At 73.4% G+C, this 18,445-nt stretch carries 13 protein-coding genes; 3 read left to right on the top strand and 10 right to left on the bottom strand.

The annotated features are described in order from the left end of the window. Both ACFV7R_RS02255 and ACFV7R_RS02250 read right to left on the bottom strand, forming a co-directional pair. The coding region (locus tag ACFV7R_RS02255; protein WP_385258865.1) for an FAD-dependent oxidoreductase at positions 1 to 1,271 on the bottom strand (1,271 nt) is incomplete at its 3' end. Between the two features lie 172 nt (positions 1,272 to 1,443). Continuing rightward, a complete protein-coding gene (locus ACFV7R_RS02250) occupies positions 1,444 to 2,346 on the bottom strand; it encodes a TIGR01777 family oxidoreductase (protein WP_385258862.1) in 903 nt (300 codons plus the stop codon). A gap of 71 nt (positions 2,347 to 2,417) precedes the next feature. On the opposite strand from ACFV7R_RS02250, the gene ACFV7R_RS02245 reads away from it, so the two are divergent. Beyond that, complete coding sequence (locus ACFV7R_RS02245; RefSeq protein ID WP_385258859.1) at positions 2,418 to 2,948, top strand: GNAT family N-acetyltransferase; 531 nt, start codon at positions 2,418 to 2,420, stop codon at positions 2,946 to 2,948. Here the strand turns inward: ACFV7R_RS02245 and ACFV7R_RS02240 are convergent. Beyond that, positions 2,938 to 4,122 (bottom strand): MarP family serine protease, encoded by a 1,185-nt coding sequence (locus ACFV7R_RS02240; protein ID WP_385258856.1) that lies wholly within the window; start codon positions 4,120 to 4,122, stop codon positions 2,938 to 2,940. The two genes, ACFV7R_RS02245 and ACFV7R_RS02240, sit on opposite strands and share 11 nt — an antisense overlap. Before the next feature lie 120 nt (positions 4,123 to 4,242). On the opposite strand from ACFV7R_RS02240, the gene ACFV7R_RS02235 reads away from it, so the two are divergent. Beyond that, positions 4,243 to 5,166, top strand: a complete 924-nt coding sequence (locus ACFV7R_RS02235) for a peptidoglycan recognition protein (protein WP_385258853.1) — start codon at positions 4,243 to 4,245, stop codon at positions 5,164 to 5,166. Between the two features lie 89 nt (positions 5,167 to 5,255). Further along, positions 5,256 to 5,480 (top strand): hypothetical protein, encoded by a 225-nt coding sequence (locus tag ACFV7R_RS02230; RefSeq protein ID WP_385258851.1) that lies wholly within the window; start codon positions 5,256 to 5,258, stop codon positions 5,478 to 5,480. 7 nt (positions 5,481 to 5,487) lie between these two features. Here the strand turns inward: ACFV7R_RS02230 and ACFV7R_RS02225 are convergent, their stop codons facing one another. The 7 genes from ACFV7R_RS02225 to lpdA form a co-directional block, all read right to left on the bottom strand. Next, entirely contained in the window at positions 5,488 to 6,006 is a 519-nt protein-coding gene (locus ACFV7R_RS02225) for a DUF4240 domain-containing protein (RefSeq protein WP_385258903.1), read from the bottom strand. 295 nt (positions 6,007 to 6,301) lie between these two features. Continuing rightward, the gene (gene aceE / locus ACFV7R_RS02220; protein WP_385258848.1) at positions 6,302 to 9,004 is read right to left on the bottom strand and encodes a pyruvate dehydrogenase (acetyl-transferring), homodimeric type; all 2,703 of its coding nucleotides are present in this window, start codon (positions 9,002 to 9,004) and stop codon (positions 6,302 to 6,304) included. Positions 9,005 to 9,360: 356 nt separating this feature from the next. Next, positions 9,361 to 9,492 (bottom strand): hypothetical protein, encoded by a 132-nt coding sequence (locus ACFV7R_RS02215; RefSeq protein WP_385258845.1) that lies wholly within the window; start codon positions 9,490 to 9,492, stop codon positions 9,361 to 9,363. Between the two features lie 57 nt (positions 9,493 to 9,549). Beyond that, positions 9,550 to 14,229, bottom strand: a complete 4,680-nt coding sequence (locus tag ACFV7R_RS02210) for an HAD-IC family P-type ATPase (protein WP_385258843.1) — start codon at positions 14,227 to 14,229, stop codon at positions 9,550 to 9,552. A gap of 70 nt (positions 14,230 to 14,299) precedes the next feature. Beyond that, complete coding sequence (locus ACFV7R_RS02205; RefSeq protein ID WP_224739404.1) at positions 14,300 to 14,938, bottom strand: GntR family transcriptional regulator; 639 nt, start codon at positions 14,936 to 14,938, stop codon at positions 14,300 to 14,302. Positions 14,939 to 15,141: 203 nt separating this feature from the next. Further along, positions 15,142 to 16,947, bottom strand: a complete 1,806-nt coding sequence (gene sucB, locus ACFV7R_RS02200; RefSeq protein ID WP_385258842.1) for a 2-oxoglutarate dehydrogenase, E2 component, dihydrolipoamide succinyltransferase — start codon at positions 16,945 to 16,947, stop codon at positions 15,142 to 15,144. 62 nt (positions 16,948 to 17,009) lie between these two features. Next, the gene (gene lpdA / locus ACFV7R_RS02195) at positions 17,010 to 18,398 is read right to left on the bottom strand and encodes a dihydrolipoyl dehydrogenase (protein WP_165396587.1); all 1,389 of its coding nucleotides are present in this window, start codon (positions 18,396 to 18,398) and stop codon (positions 17,010 to 17,012) included. Between the last annotated feature and the right edge of the window lie 47 nt (positions 18,399 to 18,445).

Here is an 18,445-nt window from a genome sequence, read left to right as displayed (position 1 = left end):
TCGCCGCACACGTACAGGCCCGTCATCAGCCGCACCGGCCGCCGCAGATCGTGCGGCGGCCGCATCGCGGGCACGGCCTCGGCGGTGTGGTGCACGGCAAGGGTCTCCCAGCGTGCCGTGGAGGTGCCGTAGAGGCGTGCCAGGTGCATCCGTACGGCCGTGTCGACGCCGGCCGGCGGGACGCCGAGCACCGTCGACGAGATCAGCGCCCGGCCCTGCGGCGCCCGGGTCGGGTCCACGGCGCTGACCACCGCCGTGTGCGCCACCGGCCCGCCCCGGTCGGCGTCGAGCAGCAGCGACGCCCCGGTCCGCGGCGGATCGTCGGTCGTGTGGTGCACCACCGTCACCGGATGGAAGTCCGGCACCCGCAGGCCGGGCAGCAGTTCCGCGGCGGTGCGCGCGTCCGTGGCCAGCAGGACGGCCCGGCAGCGGAACTCGCCGTGCTCGGCCGTGGTCACCGATGTCGTGGCGACCGAGGTGACCTGCACGCCGGTGCGCACCGTGCCCGGCGGCAGCGCCCGCGCGAGCAGCTCGGGCAGCGCCTCGGCCCCGCCCTCCGGAAGGCCCATCCGCCCCCCGGCGAACGCCCGCAGCGCGAGGTCCGCGCACCGGCTGGAGGTGGTCAGGTCCGGGTCGCACAGCAGGGCGGCGAGCAGCGGGCGCACAAAGCCGTCGATCGTGCGGGCGGGCAGTCCGCGCTCCGCGAGGGCCTGTGCGGCGGGTGACTCCGGGCGGGCGAGCAGCCGTTCGACGGGCATGCTCCCGATCCGGGCGAGCGCGGCCCCGAGCCGTGCCTGGTCGACGGCGCCCCCCAGTGGGGCGCCCGCCCGCCCCCGCGGCACGGAGGCCGGGCGCGGTGCGGCCGACGGCAGCGCGCGAGGGGCCCGGGCCGGCGGTGGCACCCTGGGGGCGCTCGCCAGGGCGCGCACGGCGTGCAATGCGCCCCTTGCGCTCCCTCCGCCCGCCGGAGCGCCCGCCCGCTGCCGGCGGCCGTCGCTGTGCAGCAGGACGCCCGGGGCGAACAGCCGCAGGGTGAGCGCGTCGAGCCCCGGCGTCAGGCGCAGTTCGGGATACGACGTGAACAGGAGCTGTCCGATGCGGTCGAGCCGGAAACCGTCGACCTTCTCGGTCGCCATACGGCCGCCCGCGCAAGGGGCGGCCTCCAGAACCGTGGTGGTGACTCCTGCACGGGTCAGCCGATGTGCAGCCGAGAGTCCGGCGACCCCGGCTCCCACGACGACGACGTCCGCCTGAAATGCGGGCTCTAGCACGTGCCCCTCCTCGAGGTTGCGCGGCCGGTGGAGACCTCATGCCCCCAACCGGCGCCGGGGATACCCGAGTTCGGGTCGAGGTTAGGGCGGTGATCGGCCGTCGGCAGTCGCGCATGGACAGGGCACGGTCGCACAGCGGTCGCACACGGTCGGAACCCGACTGTCGCGCCGGTCACTCCGCGGCCCGGATCGCCTCCTCGATCCCGGGGAACGCGAACGAGAACCCGGACTCCAACAGCCGCATCGGCAGCACCCGTTGACTGCCCAGCACGTCCCCGGCCAGCTCGCCCAGCACGGCCCGCAGCACCGGCGCGGGCACCGCGAAGAGCGTCGGCCGGTGCAGCACCCGGCCCATCGCCGCGGTGATCTCACGGTTCGTCAGCGGCTGCGGAGCCGTCAGGTTGAACGGTCCCGACAGGTCGTCGTGGTCGAGGAGATGCCGGATCGCGGCGACCTCGTCGTGCAGCGCGATGAACGACCAGTACTGCCGCCCGTCGCCCAGCCGCCCGCCCAGTCCGGCCCGGAACAGCGGGAACAGCCGCCCCCAGGCGCCGCCCCCGCGGGCCACCACCAGCCCGGTCCGCGGGAACACCGTGCGCACGCCCGCCTCCTGCGCGGGCGCCGCGGCGGCCTCCCACTGAACGCACAGCTCGGGCAGGAATCCGGCCCCCGCGGGCGCGCTCTCGTCGACCGGCCGCTCCCCGGTCTCCCCGTAGTAGCCGATCGCGCTGCCGTTGACGAACACCTTCGGCCGCTCCTGCGCCGGCAGTGCGGCGACGGCCTCGGCCAGCGCCCGCGTGCCGAGCACCCGGCTGTCCCGGATCCGCGCCTTGTACGCCTCGGTCCACCGGTGGTCGCCGATCCCGGCGCCCGCCAGGTTCACCACGGCGTCGCACCCCGCGAGCCCGGCCGTGTCCACATACCTGCCCTGGGGGTCCCAGCAGACCTCGTCCGCGGGCCGGGCCGCCCGGCGCACCAGCCGCACCACCTCGTGCCCGTCCGCGGTCAGGGACCGCACCAGGGCACTGCCGATCAGACCGGACGCACCGGCCACCGCGATTCGGGAATGCTTCATACGGCCATCATGCCGCCGGCGCCGCCGAAATCCCCGAGGGCGCCTCGCCCGGGCGACGTACGCTGACCGTCATGCCGGATCCGCAGATACACATACGTCATGCCCTGTACGAGGACGAGGAGGCGCTGGGCCGGCTCGACCGCGCCACCTGGTCTCCGCTGCACGCCGTCCAGCCCCGCCCCCGGCCGCCGTACGAGCCCTTCTTCAACGACCGGTTCGGGCCGCTGGACCATCTCGTCGCCGAGCTCGCCGGACGCGGCGACGCGGTGGTCGGCTACATCCGGCTGGGCCTTCCCACACCGCTGGAGTGCAACGCCCACGTCCGCCAGATCCAGGGGCTGGCCGTCGCCGAGGAAGCGCGCGGCGCCGGGGTCGCCCGTGCGCTGCTGCGTGCCGCGCAGGACGAGGCACGGCGCCAGGGAGCCCGCCGCATCACCCTGCGCGTCCTCGGCCACAACACCCCCGCCCGCAAGCTGTACGAGTCCGAGGGGTTCGTGGTGGAGGGGGTCCTGCCCGAGGAGTTCTTCATCGACGGCGCATACGTCGACGACGTCCTGATGGGGCGTTCGCTGCAGCTCGCACCGGCAGCGCCTACGACGTGATCAACTCGCCCGTGTCCACCGGTGTCGTGGCGTCCGCCGCCCGCGCGGCGTCGCCGGCGACCTCGTCGGCCGTCAGGACGTAGCCGGTTTCCGCGTCGGAGGTGGAACGCGCGAAGACCACGCCGTACACCCGGCCGTCGGTGGTCAGCAGCGGGCCGCCGGAATTGCCGGGGCGGACCGTGGAGCGGATCGAGTAGATCTCGCGGGTGACGCTCTCGTCGTTGTAGATGTTCTGGCCGGTCGCCCGCACCCGGTTCGCCACCGTGGCCGCCTGCAGGTCCAGGCCGCCGTCCTGCGGATAGCCGGCCACCACGGCCGCCTCGCCGCGCTCGGCGTCGTCGACGAAGTCCAGGACGGGGGCGCGCAGACCGGGCACGTGGAGCACCGCCACGTCCCGGTCGGGGGCGAAGAGCACCACCCGCGCCTCGTACGCCTGCCCGATCCCGCCGACCCGCACGGTGGGGGCGTCGATGCCCGCCACCACATGGGCGTTGGTCATCACATGCTCCGCGGCGTACACGAACCCGCTGCCCTCACGGCCCTGGCCGCCCGCGACGCCCTCCACCTTCACCGTGCTCAGCTTGGCGGCGTTCGTCGCGCGCGCCGTGACGCTGTCCCCGGAGGGCTTGGCCACCTCGGCGGTCGACTCGTTCTCGAAGGGGTTGAAGACCTGCGGGAAGCCCGCCTCGGTGAGCGCCGACGTGGCCTGCGAGAACCACGCGGGCGTGGTGTCCGGCATCGCGTTCTGCACCGCACCGAGCAGCCGCGAGTCCCGTATCGACGAGGTCAGCAGCGGCGACGAGGACGCGGCCAGCACGCTCGCCACCACCCAGGCCACGATCAGCACGGCCACCGAGTTGGCCGCGGCCCCGCCGATCCCGTCGGCCACCCTGAGCGGCCCCCGGTCCAGCTCGCGCCGCAGCCTGAGCGCCAGCCGCCCGGCCAGCTCATGACCCACCGCCGCCGGGACCAGCACCGTGAGCACCGCGGTCACCGTCGCCGCCGTCGTCCCCGGCGTTGCCAGGTCCATCACCCATGGCAGGATCCACACGCCGATGACCGCACCGCCCACGAACCCGGCGAGCGAGACACAGCCGGCCACCAGTCCGCGCCGGTACCCGGAACCGGCGTAGACCAGGATCACCAGCACCAGCAGGATGTCGAGCAGGTCCACGGAGCCGCCTTTCTCCAGTCCCCGTCGGTACGCGTCGGTACGCGCCCGGCACGTCTTAGTACGCGTGAGAAGAGCCCAATGATCAGCCACGCGCGCGTGTCGGTCGGAAACCGGCCACGCATGCATGTACCTCGGAAAACGCCGCGGACCAGGACGACGGTTCCACCGGGTGGCACACCACACATCGCGGGCGGACCGCATCCGGCCGACAGTGGGGTCATGTGCGTGTTCCCTCATGGCCCTTGGCGAGGGCGAGGCGCTCGACGACGTGCCGTGCACGGACCCGGCACCGCGGTGGGGCTGCTGGGCTGCCTGCCCGGGCTCACCGCGGTGGCCGTTCTGGCGCTGTGCGCGCACGGCGTGGACCGCTCCGGGACGGCCGCCCGGGCCGACCGTGCGCTCGCGGCCCGCCATGCCGCCCCGTACACCGCGCCCAAGCCGCGGGTCGTTCCGAGGTCGGTATGGCTGAAGCAGGGCGGGGCCCCCGGCCGGCAGCCACCGCCGCGCTACGACGACAAGGTCGTCGCCGTGTTCGTGCACCACACCGACTCGCCCAACGGCTACAAGTGCGCCGACGCCCCCCGCATCATCCGCCACCTGTACACGGGCCAGACCGGCGTCCGCCACTGGGACGACATCGGCTACAACTTCCTCGTCGACCGCTGCGGCACGATCTACGAGGGCCGTGCGGGCGGCGTCGACCGCCCCGTCACCGGCGCCCACACCCAGGGCTTCAACCACCGCACCGCCGGCATCGCCGCCATCGGCACCTTCACCGCGGGTGTCGAGACACCGAAGGTGATGACCGACGCGATAGCGGCGCTGGCCGCCTGGAAGCTGGGCCTGTCGGACACCGACCCGCGTACCCGGGTCCGCCTGGTCTCCAGCAACAGCAAGAGCCGCTTCACCGCCGGTACTTCCGCCAGACTGCCGGCACTGGCCGGCCACACCGACGGCTTCCAGACCAGCTGCCCGGGCGCGGCCCTGACCGCACGGCTGCCGGAGATCAGGGAACGGGCCGCCCGGCTCCAGGGCAGAACATGAGGCCCACAGGGAGGCCACAGCCGCGCCGCAGCCCGCTCAGAGGCGGCCGCCCTACCGTCGTGGCCACCAGCCGACCGGAGGTGGGGATCATGAGCAGCAGCAGTCGTACGGAAACCGGGACGTCCACGTGGGCCGGGGCTCGGCGCGGCCCCTGGACGGTGCTCTGCGCGGTCGTGACGGTCGTTCTGGGACCGGCGGCGGTCACCGCCTCGGCCCTGGACCAGGCCAACGCGGCCCCGCTGCACCACCTGATGAAGGCCGGTCAGACGCAGGCGTACATCCCGTCGGACCCGAGCCGGCGCAGGGCCGCCTGAGCGGGCGTCACTCCTTGAAGCGCTCCCACAGCCGCGGATACCGCTCGGCCAGCACCCGGTCGTCCTCGAGGTCGATCGGCGTGCCCTCCGGTTCCGCGGCGGCGGGCGGGATGCCGAGATCGGGGGCGACGGTGCCGGTGAGCTGCTCGTAGGCCTCGTCGGCCGCGTAGCCGAGCTCCTCGCCGTCGCCGTCGATCTCCTCGTCGAAGTCGTCCAGCAGGTCGGCGAGCGAGTCCGGGTCGTGCAGGGCGCCCTCGAACACCTCGCGGCCCTGGCCGATCAGCCAGCACCGGAAGAAGTCGAAGGCGTCGTCGCTGGCCCCGTCGAGCAGCACCCAGGCGGCGCCCCACAGGTCCCAGCGGTAGGAGCGGTTGTAGCGGGCCTCGAAGTGACGGGCGAAGTCGAGCACCGACTCGGGGTCCATCTGCGAGAGCCGGTCGACGAGCAGGTCGGCCTGTTCCTCGGGGTCGCCCTCGGCGGCCTCGCGGGTGGTGTCCACGAGCTCCCAGAACTCCGTCTCGTCCATCACGGGTCCAGCATCGGGCCTGGACGGATGGGACGCACGTGGAGTGCGGCGGATTGTTATCGACGGCAGAGCTCCGCGAGCCGCGTGTGGGTGACCTCCTCGGGCTCCCCGGGGAGGGCCGGCGTCGCCCACCAGCCGGCGTCCGGGGCGTCCGCGTCCTGCAGCGCCTCGCGCGCAAACGCCGGAGGGGCTGAACCACTCAGCCCCTCCGGCGTTCGAGGAGTGGGGTCTGAGGCGCGGAGCCCCAGAAGGACGGGACGGGCAGGGGCGGCGGGGGCGAAAACCCCCTCCGGACCTACAGGCCGTACCGCTCCCGCGCCTCCTTCACCGCTGTCGCCTTGACCTCGCCCCGCTTCGCGAGCTGGGCCAGGGACGCGACGACGATCGACTCGGCGTCGACGCCGAAGTGGCGGCGGGCGGCCTCACGGGTGTCCGACAGACCGAAGCCGTCGGCGCCCAGCGAGGAGTAGTCCTGCTCGACCCACTGCGCGATCTGGTCCGGGACCTGGCGCATGTAGTCGGAGACAGCCAGCACCGGCCCTTCGGCGCCCTGCAGCGCCTGACGGACGTACGGCACCCGCTCCTCGCCGCGCAGCAGCGCCTCGTCGGCCTCCAGCGCGTCCCGGCGCAGCTCGCTCCACGAGGTCGCGGACCACACGTCGGCGGCCACGCCCCACTCCTCGGCGAGCAGCTGCTGCGCCCTGAGCGCCCAGTGGATCGCCGTGCCGGAGCCCAGCAGCTGGATGCGCGGGGCGTTCGCCGCCGGGGACAGCCCCGCCGACTCCGCCGTGTTGAAGCGGTACAGGCCCTTGACGATGCCCTCGTCGATGCCGAGGCCCGACGGCTTCGCGGGCTGCGGCAGCGGCTCGTTGTAGACGGTCAGGTAGTAGAAGACGTCCGGGTCCTCGCCGGGCGCGGCCTCGCCGTACATGCGGCGCAGACCGTCCTTCACGATCGTCGCGATCTCGTAGGCGAACGCCGGGTCGTACGTCAGCGCGGCCGGGTTGGTCGCGGCGATGACGGGGGAGTGGCCGTCGGCGTGCTGCAGGCCTTCACCGGTCAGCGTCGTACGACCGGCCGTGGCGCCGACGAGAAAGCCGCGGCCGAGCTGGTCGCCGAGCTGCCACATCTGGTCGGCCGTGCGCTGCCAGCCGAACATCGAGTAGAAGATGTAGAACGGGATCATCGTCTCGCCGTGCGTCGCGTACGACGTGGACGCGGCGATGAAGTCGGCCATCGAACCGGCCTCGGTGATCCCCTCGTTGAGGATCTGGCCGTTCTTGGCCTCCTTGTAGTACATCAGCTGGTCGCGGTCGACCGGCTCGTACGTCTGGCCCTTGGGCGAGTAGATGCCGAGGGAGGGGAACAGGCTCTCCATGCCGAAGGTGCGCGCCTCGTCGGGGACGATCGGCACCCAGCGCTTACCCGTCTCCTTGTCGCGGACCAGGTCCTTGACCAGGCGGACGAAGGCCATCGTGGTCGCCAGGTTCTGCGAGCCGGAGCCCTTGTCGAAGGAGGCGAAGGCCTTCTCGGCGGGCGCGGGCAGCGGCGCGACCGGGTGGACGCGACGCGCCGGGGCCGGACCGCCGAGGGCGGCGCGGCGCTCCTGGAGGTAGCGCACCTCGGGGGAGTCGGCACCGGGGTGGGCGTAGGGCACGACACCGTCGACGAACGCGCTGTCGGCGATGGGCAGGCCCAGCAGGTCCCGCATCGCCTTGAACTCGTCCACCGACAGCTTCTTCATCTGGTGGTTGGCGTTCTTCGACGCGAAGCCCGTACCGAGGGTGTGGCCCTTGACCGTCTGGGCCAGGATCACGGTCGGGGCGCCCTTGTGCTCGACGGCGGCCTTGTACGCGGCGTACACCTTGCGCGGCTCGTGACCACCGCGGGAGAAGTGGAAGCAGTCGAGGATCTTGTCGTCGCTCAGCAGCTTCGCCATCTCCACGAGCGCCGGGTCGGCGCCGAAGAAGTCCTGGCGGATGTAGGCGGCGTCGCGCGTCTGGTACGTCTGCACCTGGGCGTCGGGTACCTGGCGCAGGCGGCGTACGAGCGCGCCCGTGGTGTCGAGCTGGAACAGCTCGTCCCAGGCGGAGCCCCACAGCGTCTTGACGACGTTCCAGCCGGCGCCGCGGAACTGGGCCTCCAGCTCCTGCACGATCTTGAAGTTGGCGCGGACCGGGCCGTCGAGGCGCTGCAGGTTGCAGTTGATGACGAAGGTGAGGTTGTCCAGCTCCTCACGGGCGGCCAGCGCGAGGGCCGCCGTCGACTCCGGCTCGTCCATCTCGCCGTCGCCGAGGAAGGCCCAGACGTGGGAGGCGGAGACGTCCTTGATGCCGCGGTTGGTGAGGTAGCGGTTGAACCGCGCCTGGTAGATCGCGGAGAGCGGGCCGAGGCCCATCGACACCGTCGGGAACTCCCACAGCCAGGGGAGGCGGCGCGGGTGCGGGTACGACGGGAGGCCGTTGCCGCCGGACTCGCGGCGGAAGTTGTCGAGGTGGTGCTCGTTGAGCCGGCCGTCGAGGAAGGCGCGGGCGTAGATGCCGGGGGAGGCGTGGCCCTGGATGTAGAGCTGGTCGCCGGACCCGTCGGCCTCCTTGCCCTTGAAGAAGTGGTTGAAGCCGGTCTCGTACAGCCAGGCCGCGGAGGCGAAGGTGGCGATGTGGCCGCCGACGCCGTGTTTCGAGCCGCGGGTCACCATGGCGGCCGCGTTCCAGCGGTTCCAGGCGGTGATCCGGGCCTCCATCTCCTCGTCACCGGGCACGGACGGCTCGGCGGCGGTGGGGATGGTGTTGACGTAGTCGGTCTCGAGCAGCTTGGGCAGCGCGATGCCGGCGCCCTCGGCGCGCTCCAGCGTGCGGCGCATCAGGTACGCGGCACGGTGCGGCCCGGCCGCCTTGGCGACAGCGTCCAGGGAGGCCTGCCATTCGGCGGTCTCCTCCGGGTCGCGGTCCGGGAGCTGGTCGAGCTCGCTCGGCTGGATGGCGTTGGGGTCGGTCATGTCGCCGCCTTCCTCAGTCGAAGGGGGTTCCCTCATCGGTAAGGGTTCGGGGGTGCCCTTGGTCTTTGGCAGGACAGGGCGTGAGGCTCTGGTGCTGTGGCACCTTGCGGCTTCCGCCGCGTGGCCCGTCGGCGACTGTAACTCTCTGATCGATGATCGATCAAAGGGTTGAGGGGGAAAACCTCTTGATTGCGAGAAAGTAGGCACGCGGTGCCTTTGCGGCAGGCACGCGGTGCCGCGTTTTCCCTGCTCAGATGAGGTGCGGGTGGCTAACTTGGGCGGCTCGCCCAGGCTCGGGGTGCGGAAGGGGCGGTCCCCCGAACGCCCCGTGCGTTCAGGGGGACTCCGTGGTCCGGTCAGGCGTGGGCGGCCACCGGACGTGCGGTGGCGCCGAACGACTTCCAGAGCTGCATGAACAGGCGCACCAGGGCGGCCTCGATCAGGGCGACGGCCACCTGGGTGACGATCGTGGTGAGGATGTGCGGCATGGTGAGCCGCCTTTCGTGTGCAGTGTGCGGGGTACGGATCCTTTGTCCGGGTCGATGTCATCCACGAGGCTGCACTACGGTGTCCATCAGGTGAAATCTGCCTTGCATCCCGGCGATGCCCTGCGCCGCGGCCGGCACGACGACCGACCCCGCCGCCGAGGCCAGCGCGATCGTCCAGCCCACGGGGCCCAGCGGCCGGCTGCCGAAGAAGTGGCTGAGCCCGGGCACGCTCACCACCACACCCAGCACCACCAGGGACCCCGCCACGGCCGACGCGACCACCGGATCGCGGCCCGCGTCCACCAGCGTCTGGAGCAACTGGGACGTCACCAGGGCGACCAGGGCGACCGTGTCGGCGTGCCCCCGGGTGCCGGTCGCCCGGGCGAGCACCCAGGCGACGGTGGCCGCCGCCGTGGTGAGGACGGCGCGCAGCCGGATGTGGCGGGTCAGCGCCCTGCCGAGCGAGGCCTCCGGCCCCTCCGCGAGCAGCCGGCCGGCGTGGTCGGCGGGCGGCCGGGCGGCGATCGCCATGGCGGGCAGCATGTCGGTGAGCAGGTTCACCAGGAGGAGCTGGCGTGCGTTCAGCGCGCTGCGCCCGGTGAGCAGCGTGGTCGCCAGGGTGAAGACGATCTCTCCCAGGTTGCCGCCGAGCAGGATGCCCAGCGCCTTGCGCACCGAGGCCCACATGGCCCGGCCCTCGACGAAGGCGTCGACGATCGTCTCGATACGGTCGTCGGTGACGACGACGTCGGCGGCGGCGCGGGCGGCCGGGGTGGCCCGTGAACCGAGGGCGATACCGACGTCGGCGATCCGGATGGCGGGCGCGTCGTTGGCACCGTCGCCGGTGACGGCGACGATCCGGCCGGCCGAGCGCAGCGCGGTGACGATACGGACCTTGTGGGCCGGGGTGACCCGGGCGAACACCGTGATGTCCGGCAGCGTCCGGGCGAGCGCGTCGTCGTCCAGGGCGTCCAGTTCCGCCCCGGTCATCAGCCGGGGCTCCTCCTCGGGCCGCAGCTCCCGGGCGATCGCGGCGGCGGTGCTGGGATGGTCCCCGGTGAGCATGACGATGCGTACGCCTGCCCGGGACAGCCGGTCCACGCTCTGAGCGGCCGTGGCCCGCACCGGGTCCGCCAGGCCCAGCAGGCCCAGCAGACACAGCCCGTCGACGTCCTCGTCAGCGAGTTCGGCGGGACCTTCCGGCGGCCCGCCCGTCGGCAGGACGTGCTCGGCGACCGCGAGGACCCGCAGACCGCGCCGGGCCAGCCGGTCGATCTCCGCCTCGATCTCCTCCCGCTGCCGGTCCCCGAACGGTTCGGCGGCATCATCGCGGCGGATCCGGTCGCAGCGGGCCAGTACCACCTCTGGTGCGCCCTTGACGGCGATCCGCGCCTCGGAGTCCGCCCGCCCCAGCACGGCGTGGAAGCCGCGCCCCGGCTCGAACGGCAGCTCCGCCAGCTGCTCCCAGCTGTCCGAGCCGAGCCCGGCGGCCCGCTCCGGGGCGGCGCCGAGCAGCTCGGCCCCCGCCGCGATGGCACGGTCGGTGGGGTGGGCGAGCGTTGCGGCCGGGCCCCGCGGACCCGCCAGGGCCGCCGTGGCGACGATCCGGCGCAGCGCCGGGGTGAGCCGGTCGGGCGGACGGCGTTCCAGGGCGTCGGAGACCTGCTGGAGGCTGATCCGGCCCTCGGTGAGCGTGCCGGTCTTGTCGAAGCACAGGACGTCGGTGCGGCCCAGCGCCTCGATGGTGGAGGCGCTGCGGACGAGGGTGTCGCGGGTGGACAGCCGGCGCGCCGCGGCCAGCTCCGCGACCGTCGCGACGAAGGGCAGCCCCTCCGGTACGGCCGCGACACACAGGCTGACCGCGGAGCCCAGGGCGGCGCCCGCGGGTCGCCTGCGCAGCAGTTCGACGGCGAACAGGACGACCCCGGCGGCGATGGACAGCGGCAGGAACCACCGGCCCAGCGCCTTCAGCCGCCGCTCCACACCGCTCTCCGGCGGCTCGCCCTCGGGGCCCGCCTCCGCCGCACTGCCCGCCTCGGTGGCCGTCCCGGTGGCGACGACCACGGCGAGGGCCTGGCCGGCCGCCACCGTCGTCCCCTGGTAGAGCATCGACGTCCGGTCCGCGACCGTCCGGGCCGCGGTCGGCGCGGCGCTCTTCACGACCGGCAGCGACTCACCGGTGAGACTGGACTCGTCCACCTCCAGACCCGTCGCCCGCACCACCCGGCAGTCCGCCGGCACCGCGTCCCCGGCCCGCAGCTCGATCACGTCGCCGCGCACCAGATGCTCACCGGCCGCCTCCACCGTCTCGGCCCGGCCGGGCCGCCGCACCCGCACCCGCGCCGAGGTCGCCTCGACCAGCCGTTCCGCCGCCTCGTCGGCCTGCTGCCGCTGCACCCCGCCGACCAGTGCGTCCACGCCGAGCACCCCGCCGATCAGCAGGGAGTCCAGCACCGAGCCGAGCGCCGCCGAGATGCCGCCGCCGATCGCCAGAACGGGCGTGAGCGGATTGGCCAGTTCCTCCGCGACCCGGCCGATCAGGGTGACGGCGCCGTCGTGCCGGTCATGGCCCTCGAACTGCCTGCGCCGGGCGGCCTCGGCCTCGTCCAGGCCGCGGGACGAGGTGCCCAGACGGGCCATCACCTGACGTACCGTCATGGCGTGCCAGGGCGTGCGCTCGGCGGCGGCCGGGGCGGGACGGCCGTGCAGTTGCCAGCCTGCCCAGAAGCCCGCCGCGATCCCGGCGATGGTCACCCCGTCGGTCACCAGGCGGGCCCGCACCCAGGCCCGTGGGCGGGGCACCAGGAGGGCGAGGCCCGAGCCCGCCGCGGCGCCGACGACCTCCAGCCGGGTGCACAGCCGGCTGATCCGCCGGGCCTCCGGCAGGGCCGTCAGCAGCAGGTGGACGACATCGGGCGGGGCGGCGACATCGGCGTCCCACGGCACGTGCCGGGCGACGGTGATCACCCCGATGCCCAGGTCCGCGCGGACGAGCGCGCGCCGGGTCCGTGCCGAGACCACCGCGACACCGTGCCCGTCGGCCTGGAGGGAGCGCACCAGGGCGGCCGTACGCCGGTGCCCGGTGGGCGCGGCCTGAGCGAGCCCGAACCGGCGGTGCAGACCGGGCGGGCCGCCCACCAGCCGCACCTGCCCGCACTCCCGCGCCGCGCGCACCAAGTGGTGGGCGAGCGGGTGCAGTTGGGGCACCAGGGCGGCCACGGCCACCGGGGTGCCGTCCCGCAGGACGAACATCACCTGCGCGCCCTCCTCGGCCCATTGCCGGGCCTGTGCGGCCGTCGCCGCGGGTGCGCCGGTACCGCCCGGAGCGAGGGCTGCTCCCGTCAACGGCCGCAGCTCCCAGCCCCCCAACTGCCGCGCAGGCAACGGCACTCCACCGTGCCGGGCCCGCCACCTGGGCGGCGGGCCGTCGGGCGCGATCAGCTCGTGGATACGTGCGTGAATCTCGTCGTCTCCCGGCCCGTCGCCCTTGGGATCGCCGGTCTGCGGGGTGCCGCCGGTGTGTCCCCCGGGGTCCGGCGGGCCCGGCCTCAGGGGGCCGGGTGGGGGCAGCCGCAGGACGTTCTCCACCGTCCAGGCGCCGTCGGCCAGTACCCGGGCGTCGAGGACCACCGTGTCGATGCGGTCCAGCCGGCGCAGCGGCTCCGGCCGCAGCACCAGGGCCCCGCGGTCGGAGACGGCCCGGCCCACCGAGGACGCGAACGCCTCCCGGCCGAACCGCGGGCCCCTCGGCGTCCCCGCGATCAGCAGCGCCAGCGCGCGGTCGTGACCGAGCCTGCCGAGCGTGGTGAGCCCGTACGCCGCGAGGGAGGCCGGCGCCGCCACGTTCGCGTACCGCTCGCCCGGGCCCGGGGGCAGCGGTGCGGGCCGCTCGTAGCCCGGGACGGCGTCGTGGCGGTACGTGCCCTCGTGCACGGCCAGCCTGCGCGCCCAGTTCCCCCACGCCGCGCGGCGGGCCTGCACCTCCGCGTACCGGGCAGCGGCCAGTACGGCGGCCACCATCGCACCCAGCGGCCGGTACGTCAGCGTCGTCACCACCAGGTTTGCCGCGGCGAAGCCCCGCTCCGCGGCCGGCTCGCCGATCCGGCGGGCGAGGCCCTCACGCAGCGGCGGCATCGACTCCACGAGCTGGAGCGCCGAGATCACCACCGGCGGCAGACCCCGCAGCCCGACGGCGTTCCCCACCGATGCCACGCCCACCGCCACCAGGCCCGCTCCGAGCCGTACGGCCGAGCCGATCCGCGCCCCCGCCGCCCCGGGGTAGCCCACCGGCGACCGCCCCGCATCCACGCCCCCGGCGCGCCCGGCACGGAGCGCCTCCTCCTCGGCGGCCGCGTCCGCGGCGGCGACGACGCCGACCAGGGTCTCCGGATCGGTCTCCGGCCCGCAGCCCACGTACACGCAGCCCAGCGTGCCGTTCACCTCGGCCCGGCTCACCCCCGTCACCCGGCGCAGCGCGGCCTCCAGCTCACGTGCCGCGGATGCCGTCCCGGCCCGTCCCAGGCGCCGTACCTCGATCTGCACGCCTCCGGGGGTCCGCCAGAGCCGGGGCCCGTGGGGCCGCAGCATCGGCCCGACCAACGGCAGCGCCGCCGGTACGCCGGTCAGCCCCTGTGCGACGGCCCGGACCGTCGAGGCGACGGCGGCCGTCGTCGAGGGCACCACGGACGCGGGCAGCACGGGCCTGGTGAGCACGGAGGACAGCTGTGGCCAGATCACGCGCGGCCTCCACCATCGGCCGACGGGGGAGAGTCCGAGTGCCCGCTTACGGCATGAGCGAATCCCGAAATCAGGCGTGATCGTCGGCGGCGCGCGGCGCGCAGCCCAGCACGTGCTCCTTCACCAGGCGGCCGATGTCCGGATCGCGCCGCCGGAACGCCTCGACCAACTCCTCGTGCTCCTCGGCGTAGGACTGCTGGACCGTGCCCAGCCAGCGGATGGAAAGCGTCGTGAAGACCTCGATGCCGAGGCCCTCCCAGGTGTGCAGCAGCACCGAGTTGCCGGCCGCCCGGACCAGCTCGCGGTGGAAGGCGACCGTGTGCCGTACCTGGGCCGTGCCGTCGGACTTGCGGTCGGCCTCGTACAGGGCGGCGACATGCGGCTGCAGGGCCGAACAGTCCTGGGACAGCCGCTCCGCGGCCAGCTCCGCCGCGATCGCCTCCAGACCGGCCCGGACCGGGTAGCTCTCCTCCAGGTCGGCCGCCGTCAGGTTCCGCACCCGTACGCCCTTGTTCGGCGCCGACTCGATCAGCCGCAGCGACTCCAGCTCGCGCAGCGCCTCCCGCACCGGCGTCTGACTGACCTCCAGTTCGGTGGCGATGCGCCGCTCCACGATCCGCTCGCCCGGCTGCCAGCGTCCGCTGATGATCCCCTCGAGGATGTGCTCGCGGATCTGTTCGCGCAGCGAGTGGACGACGGGCGCGGTCATGAGGGCTCCTTAGGGAGGGGCAATCCAGACCCCGGGGCGTTTGACGTTTAGACAATAAGGCCGCCGGACCGTCCCTGAGGGGCGCGCGGGGGCGCTTTCGCGCAGGTGAGACGAGACTTACACGCCCCGGTAACGCGCGGCGCCCCCGCCCGGAAAGCTCCGGGCGGGGGCGCCGTACGACCTGTCAGGTGCTGTCGGAGAAATCAGAGGCCGAGCTCGACCTCGAACTCGCCCGCCTCCAGGATCGCCTTGACCGCCGTCAGGTAACGGGCCGCGTCGGCGCCGTCCACCAGGCGGTGGTCGTAGGAGAGCGTCAGGTACGTCATGTCGCGGACGCCGATGACCGTGCCCTCCTCGGTCTCGATGACGGCCGGGCGCTTGACCGTGGCACCGATGCCGAGGATCGCGACCTGACCCGGCGGCACGATGATCGTGTCGAACAGCGCGCCACGCGAGCCGGTGTTGGAGATGGTGAAGGTCGCGCCCGCGAGCTCGTCCGGCGTGATCTTGTTGCCGCGGACCTTGCCCGCCAGGTCGGCCGTGGCCTTGGCGATACCGGCGATGTTGAGGTCACCGGCGTTCTTGATGACCGGGGTCATCAGGCCCTTCTCGGAGTCCACCGCGATACCGATGTTCTCGGTGTCGAAGTAGGTGATGGTCCCCTCGGCCTCGTTGATCTTGGCGTTGATGACCGGGTGGGCCTTCAGCGCCTGCGCGGCGGCCTTGACGAAGAACGGCATCGGGGAGAGCTTGACGCCCTCGCGTGCCGCGAACGAGTTCTTGGCCTGGGCGCGCAGCCGCATCAGACGGGTCACGTCGACCTCGACGACCGAGGACAGCTGGGCCTGCTCGTGCAGCGCCTTGACCATGTTGTCGCCGATGACCTTGCGGATGCGCGGCATCTTGACGGTCTGGCCACGGAGGGGGGAAACCTCCAGGACCGGCGCCTTCTTGGCGGCCGGAGCAGCGGCAGCGGCCGGAGCCGGAGCAGCGGCGGCGGCCTTCGCGGCCTCGGCGGCGGCCAGGACGTCCTGTTTGCGGATCCGGCCGCCGACGCCGGTGCCCTTGACGGTGGACAGGTCGACGCCGTTCTCGGCGGCGAGCTTGCGCACCAGCGGGGTGACGTAGGCGCCCTCGTCGGTCGGCTGAGCGGCGGCGGGTACCGGAGCCGTCGGCGTGACCGGAGCCGGAGCGGCCGGCGCGGGCGCCGGAGCAGCGGGCTGGGCCGGGACCGCGGGAGCCGGGGCGGCAGCGGCGGGCGCGGCCGGAGCAGCGGGCGCCGGAGCCGGTGCGGCGGGTGCCGGAGCCGGTGCGGCGGGGGCCGCGGGTGCCGGAGCAGCGGCCGGGGCCGGGGCGGCCGGGGCCGGGGCAGCGGCCGGAGCCGCACCGGGAGCGCCGATGACGGCCAGCTTGGCGCCGACCTCGGCGGTCTCGTCCTCGCCGACCGTGATCTCCAGCAGTACACCCGAGGTGGGCGCCGGGATCTCGGTGTCGACCTTGTCGGTGGAGACCTCGAGCAGCGGCTCGTCGGCCTCGACACTGTCGCCGACCGACTTCAGCCAGCGGGTGACGGTGCCCTCGGTGACGGACTCGCCGAGCGCGGGCAGGACGACGTCCGTGCCCTCGGCGGCGCCACCGGCCGGAGCCGCGGGGGCGGCAGCCGGAGCCGGGGCCGGGGCGGCCGGGGCCTCGGCGACCGGAGCCGGCTCGGGAGCCGGCGGAGCGGGCACCTCCTCGACGGCCGGGGCCGGGGCGGCAGCGGGCACGCCCGTGCCGTCGTCGATGACGGCCAGCTCGGCGCCGACCTCGACGGTCTCGTCCTCGGCGACCTTGATGGAGGCCAGGACACCGGCGGCCGGGGCCGGGATCTCGGTGTCGACCTTGTCGGTGGAGACCTCGAGCAGCGGCTCGTCGGCCTCGACGCGCTCACCCTCGGCCTTCAGCCAGCGGGTGACAGTGCCCTCGGTGACGCTCTCGCCGAGCGCCGGAAGGGTTACGGAAACCGCCATGGTTTCGGTTGCTCCTTACGAATTGCGGAAGTCTGTGTCGTCGCGCCCGATGACCGAGAGCGTCAGTCGTGGGAGTGCAGCGGCTTGCCGGCCAGGGCCAGGTGGGCCTCGCCGAGGGCCTCGTTCTGCGTCGGGTGGGCGTGGATGAGCTGGGCGACCTCGGAGGGCAGCGCCTCCCAGTTGTAGACCAGCTGGGCCTCGCCGACCTGCTCGCCCATGCGGTCGCCGACCATGTGGACGCCGACCACGGCACCGTCCTTGACCTGGACGAGCTTGATCTCGCCCGCGGTCTTGAGGATCTTGCTCTTGCCGTTGCCCGCCAGGTTGTACTTCAGGGCGACGACCTTGTCCGCGCCGTAGATCTCCTTGGCCTTGGCCTCGGTGATACCGACGGAGGCGACCTCGGGGTGGCAGTACGTCACCCGGGGCACGCCGTCGTAGTCGATCGGGACGACCTTCAGACCGGCCAGCCGCTCCGCCACCAGGATGCCCTCCGCGAAGCCGACGTGCGCGAGCTGGAGGGTCGGGACCAGGTCGCCGACCGCGGAGATCGTCGGGACGTTCGTCCGCATGTACTCGTCGACGAGGACGTAGCCGCGGTCCATGGCGACCCCGGCCTCCTCGTAGCCCAGGCCCTGGGAGACCGGGCCGCGGCCGACGGCGACGAGGAGGACCTCGGCCTCGAACTCCTTGCCGTCGGCGAGGGTGACCTTGACACCGTCGGCCGTGTACTCGGCCTTCTGGAAGAAGGTGCCCAGGTTGAACTTGATGCCGCGCTTGCGGAAGGCGCGCTCGAGCAGCTTCGAGCTGTTCTCGTCCTCGACGGGGACGAGGTGCTTCAGGCCCTCGATGACCGTGACGTCCGTACCGAAGGACTTCCAGGCGGAGGCGAACTCGACGCCGATGACACCGCCGCCGAGCACGATCGCCGACTTCGGCACGCGGTCCAGGACCAGGGCGTGGTCCGAGGAGATGATGCGGTTGCCGTCGATCTCCAGGCCCGGCAGCGACTTCGGCACGGAGCCGGTGGCCAGCAGTACGTGGCGGCCCTGGATCCGCTGACCGTTCACGTCCACCGAGGTGGGGGAGGACAGCCGGCCCGCACCCTCGATGTAGGTGACCTTCCGGGAGGCGATGAGCCCCTGCAGACCCTTGTACAGGCCGGAGATCACCTCGTCCTTGTACTTGTGCACACCGGCGACGTCGATACCCTCGAAGCTCGCCTTGACGCCGAACTGCTCGCTCTCGCGCGCCTGGTCGGCGATCTCGCCCGCGTGAAGCAGGGCTTTGGTGGGGATGCAACCCCGGTGCAGGCAGGTGCCGCCGACCTTGTCCTTCTCGATCAGGGCGACGTCCAGGCCCAGCTGGGCCCCGCGCAGGGCCGCGGCGTAACCACCGCTACCACCGCCGAGGATCACTAGGTCGAAAACGGTGCTGGCGTCGTTCGCCACGTCACGTCCTCCATGCATGTGCGCCGTACGCCGGTCGACGATGACCG

It is taken from the genome of Streptomyces sp. NPDC059866 (assembly GCF_042731325.1).
GTDB classification, from domain to species: Bacteria; Actinomycetota; Actinomycetes; order Streptomycetales; family Streptomycetaceae; genus Streptomyces; species Streptomyces flavusporus.
This window is presented reverse-complemented; position numbering and strand designations above follow the sequence as displayed.